At 60.8% G+C, this 4,031-nt stretch carries 6 protein-coding genes and 1 pseudogene; 5 read left to right on the forward strand and 2 right to left on the reverse strand.

Features of this window, described 5'->3' with window-relative positions; all coding sequences use genetic code 11:
- Positions 1-152 precede the first annotated feature (152 nt).
- Positions 153-1,286 carry an AAA family ATPase gene (locus ACH2EH_RS15190; RefSeq protein ID WP_395142887.1) on the reverse strand — a complete coding sequence of 378 codons (1,134 nt, stop codon included), beginning with the start codon at positions 1,284-1,286 and terminating at the stop codon, positions 153-155.
- Between the two features lie 20 nt (positions 1,287-1,306).
- On the opposite strand from ACH2EH_RS15190, the gene ACH2EH_RS15195 reads away from it, so the two are divergent.
- From ACH2EH_RS15195 to ACH2EH_RS15210, 4 genes are all read left to right on the forward strand, one after another.
- Entirely contained in the window at positions 1,307-1,585 is a 279-nt protein-coding gene (locus tag ACH2EH_RS15195) for a hypothetical protein (RefSeq protein WP_395142888.1), read from the forward strand.
- Positions 1,586-1,641: 56 nt separating this feature from the next.
- Complete coding sequence (locus ACH2EH_RS15200; protein WP_395091920.1) at positions 1,642-1,797, forward strand: hypothetical protein; 156 nt, start codon at positions 1,642-1,644, stop codon at positions 1,795-1,797.
- An 8-nt stretch (positions 1,798-1,805) separates the two neighbouring features.
- Positions 1,806-2,372 carry a hypothetical protein gene (locus tag ACH2EH_RS15205; RefSeq protein ID WP_395142889.1) on the forward strand — a complete coding sequence of 189 codons (567 nt, stop codon included), beginning with the start codon at positions 1,806-1,808 and terminating at the stop codon, positions 2,370-2,372.
- 213 nt (positions 2,373-2,585) lie between these two features.
- Positions 2,586-2,822 carry a hypothetical protein gene (locus ACH2EH_RS15210; protein ID WP_395142890.1) on the forward strand — a complete coding sequence of 79 codons (237 nt, stop codon included), beginning with the start codon at positions 2,586-2,588 and terminating at the stop codon, positions 2,820-2,822.
- 3 nt (positions 2,823-2,825) lie between these two features.
- Here ACH2EH_RS15210 and ACH2EH_RS15215 read toward each other — a convergent pair whose 3' ends face one another.
- Positions 2,826-3,488, reverse strand: coding sequence for a class I SAM-dependent methyltransferase (locus ACH2EH_RS15215; protein WP_395142891.1), 663 nt, complete (start codon positions 3,486-3,488; stop codon positions 2,826-2,828).
- A gap of 57 nt (positions 3,489-3,545) precedes the next feature.
- Between ACH2EH_RS15215 and ACH2EH_RS15220 the strand changes: the two are divergent.
- Positions 3,546-4,031 (forward strand): annotated as a pseudogene (locus tag ACH2EH_RS15220) (hypothetical protein); the annotation flags it as partial.

The raw sequence follows: 4,031 nt of genomic DNA on the forward strand, positions 1-4,031 counted from the left end.
AAGTGTTTCCCCCCTAGTCCCCTGTAGATGTTGCATCACACTTACGTCCAGCCGGGCTAGGCGCTCGGCGAGCAAGGCGGCATCGGGGCCAAGCGCGACCAAGCCCGCCGGGGCAAGCGGTGGCTCACGGTCTTCCCACTCCAGAGCAAGGCTCACACGCGCACCCACTCGATAAGTTTCTGCCGAAGCTGCGCTAAGTCTGCGGGGAGCTTCTCGGGAGCAAAGCCCGCGTCTATCTCCCGCAGTGACCCTTCGAGCCGTAGTCGCCAGGCCGCGAGCGCTGCGGGGTCATCGGGCGGGGCGGTGAGGAGTTTTCTTATTCCTCCCGAGAGCCGCTGTGCCCGTGCGAGCGGCCCAAGCGACGCTTCCTCGGCGGCGTGAGGAAGCGCGGCGTTCTCTGTGGCGGCGAGCAACGGGCGGAGTGCCTCGCGGGCGAGGGCTTGCTCCTCGCGCGTGGGCACGGCGTAGATCAGCGGCCAGAGATCGGCGGCGGTCGCCTCGGTGCGCCCCGCAAGAGTGGCAGCGGCGGCGATAAGACGCTGCGTGCGCACGGCCCGGCGGTCGCTGAGCGTCACACCAGCCTGCCGCAGGGTGCGAAGCGCCCGTGCCAGTGTTGGGCGAATGCTTGCCAGCTCCACTTGGGCGCACGCGGCACTGAGACTATCTAGGTCCGCGAGGGAGGCAAGGGGCTCTTGGACAAAGCCTTGTCGGTTCCAACCTTGCTCTAGCAAATCCTCTAAGAGCGCGTCGGCGACGGGGTCAAGAAAGAGCCGCACCAGAAAACGATCTGCAAAGGCTGCCAGTGCGCCCTCGTCGGGAAGGGCGTTCGACGCCCCGATGCAGAGCCGCAGGGGAACCGCAAGTTGCGTGCTCCCGCGTCTAAATGTCCGCTCGTTAAGTAGAGCCAAGAGGGTGTTTAAGATTGCCGTGGAGCCTAGGAAAATCTCATCGAGAAACGCCAGCTCCGCCTCGGGAAGCATCCCACTTGTCTCCGTCTCGACAATGCCCTCACGCAAGCGCCGCAGGTCAATCGGGCCAAAAAGCTCACTGGGCTCAGTGAAGCGCCCTAAAAGATACTCGAAGTAGCTCCCGCCGAGCATTTTTGCCATGCGCCGCGCCGCCTCAGACTTTGCCGTGCCCGGTGGCCCGATGAGCAGCAAGTGCTCCCCCGCCACCGCACAAAGCGCAATCGCCTCCGCGACCGCCTCGCGCTCAACCAGCCCGCTTGCCGCACTCTCGACGGCTAAGCGCAATCGAGATGCCGCCTCTGTCCGTGTTATCTCCATAGTTGGCGGTATAATTCGCCGTGCGTATCATCATTGACCTTCCTCCCGAGCAAGCAATTCGTGTTCGGGCGACTCTGGGCGGCGAAGAGGGGGCGCGGCGCTTGCTGCTACGCCTGCTGGGCTCCGTGCTGGATGCCGCCGCGCCGGTTGCTCCGAATCCCTACCAAATTGACACACGGCTTGATATTCCCGCTGCCATGAGCCTTGCGGGCGACCCGATTCGCCTTCATTCCCACGACCAGCCTACCCATACTTTTGAATCGGAGCTGGGTGAAGACGCGACTGAAAATACGACATAAAATCGTGTGGGCGGAGGCTGGTTGCATCTGGCTCTAAATTGGGATACACCGTAGCCATGAGACGCTCTTTCGTATGGTTTCTTTTGCTCCTCCTGGCGGCAGGCTGTGGCGCGGGTGGCACGACGCTGGAGACCAAGGACTCCGGCCCCATCACGATCCGATCCACACCAACCCCTTTTAAAGGGGGAGGCGGCCCCCCTCCCCCTCCGTAGTGGCTACCATGGCCCTCCCTGAACCCATGCCCGCGCGAACCATTGGCTCGTTTCTGATCGAGCGGCAACCGGAGCAGCTCACGGTGACACTCCAGCACCAGGGAAACTTTACCTGGAACGCGCTGGGTTTTTTTGCCTTCATGGCAAGTAGTGTCTTAGTGCTAGGGCTGATCGCGACACTCAAATCCGCGCAGTGGAATGTCGTTTCCTCCGCAGATTTTTTTGCGCCTCAGAAAAACCACTTCGGCTTCCTCTGGCTGGTCTCCACACTGGGGCTTCTGATCGGGTTCCCCCTCTATCTAAGGCATGTCTACAAAGCCCCGATCACGTTTGTGTTCAATGCGCGCAACGGGACAATCTTTCGTAATGCCGAGCTCGTGACACGCTTTCGCCGCGTCGAGGGCATCCGGGTTCAGGAGCGCCACGATCCTGCCGGGCGCTATCTCTACGCCCTGAGCCTGCTGCACACCGACGGCCACGAGCAGGCAATCTATGAGGTCTACGAAGAGCGCGAGGCCCTCACTCTCGCCAACGAGATCGCCACTTATGTCAAGCGCCCCGTGACGTTTAAGTAAGCTTGGATCTTTATGTGCTATTTAGTCTATCTCTCCACCACAAGTCGGGAAGACCTCGGTCAGTTTCCCTCCACGCTCTATCACTTTCTACCGCTCACAAAGGAGGACGATCCGGCCCTTGTCAAGCTGCTAGATCATCCTGCACTGTGGTATCTCGAATGTCAGTACGGTGGATGTAGCTGCCATTTCAGGTACTTGTGTGAAGGAAACGAGATGGATTTCGCACCTCCGGCGGATTGGTCTCCCGAGGAAGCGGATGCTATCGAAGCGACAAAAGCCGTCTATGATGTCCTTGCGGGAATGTTAGCTAATGGGCATAAAGTGGATATTGTCGCTGTATGGGACGACACTCAGCCAGAAGCGATCACGGTGCTCGATGTCTCTCTGAGTGCGGTAGATCGGGATTCCTTTCGGTTCTTCGAGAACCGCAAGTTCAACTTCTCGGAATGAAACCTACACCTTCCGACAGAGTGTCAGGCCATCGCCGATGGGGAGCATCGAGACTTGAACGCGCACGTCGGCGTGGATCTTGGCATTGAGCGCCCGTAGCGCCACCGTGTCGGCGTCCTGTGCTTCGTCGTCAATCACGCGCCCGCTCCAGAGCGTGTTGTCAATGCCGATCAGCCCGCCGTGCCGCAGAAGCTGCAAGCCGCGCTCGTAGTAACTATCGTAGTTGTGCTTGTCGGCGTCTATGAACATAAAATCGAAAGTTCCTGCTTGGCCATCGGCGAGAAGCGCGTCGAGAGTGTCGGTGGCGGGCGCGATGCGCAGGTCTATCTTGTGCGCGATCCCCGCCTCGGCCCAGAACGGCTTGCCAATCGCGGTGTACTCATCGGAGACATCGCAGCAGACCAGCTTGCCGTTTTCTGGGAGTGCTTGTGCCGTGACTAGCGCGGAGTAGCCGGTGAAGGTTCCCACTTCCAGGCACTTTGTCGCCCCCATCAGCTTGAGGAGCATATCCATAAACTCACCCTGCTCGGTGCTAATCTGCATCCCCGAGTTGGGAAGGGCATTGGTGGCCTCGCGTAGGCCAAGGCGCACGGCATCGGGGCGCGTGCCGACGGAGAGAAGATAGGCGTGTAGCGCTTCGGGAAGCGCAAAAGAAACTCTTGACATGGAAAGCTCTTTCCCTACCCGGAAGGGTTTCTCCTTCCCCGTGCCGAATACGCCCCTATGTTTTCTCTTGATGCAGCGCTGCCAAAGCTGGCCGCCCAGTGCGATTCCTACGTGGCTCTCCAGCGTGCCGATGGCGCTCTTGAACGCGCCGACTGGGGCCTCGATGATCCGGGTGGGACGTGCTCTCTGGTGGCACTGTGCCTCTACACGAATCGCCACTTAGCCGCCGCTGAGCGTGCGCTTGACTACCTCGAAGCGTACCAAAGACCCAGCGGCCTCACGGATCTGCGCGACTGCAACTTCGACTCCAGCCCCGACGCGGGATTTATCTTGCAGGCGATGTGCCCCGCGATCCTCGCGGTGCGCCACGAGCGCATCGAGGCCTTCTTACGCCGCATGGTCGCGGGAGCACTGACCGGTGGCTTTCACACGCCCAACCACCGCTGGGTGATGAGCGCCGGGCTCGCACTCGCCGAGCAGTGCTTCCCGGATCTGTCCGGGCAGATTCGGCCCGTGATCGAGAGCTATCTTGCGGAGGGCTTC

Source organism: Armatimonas sp., assembly GCF_043760365.1.
Taxonomy (GTDB): Bacteria; Armatimonadota; Armatimonadia; order Armatimonadales; family Armatimonadaceae; genus Armatimonas.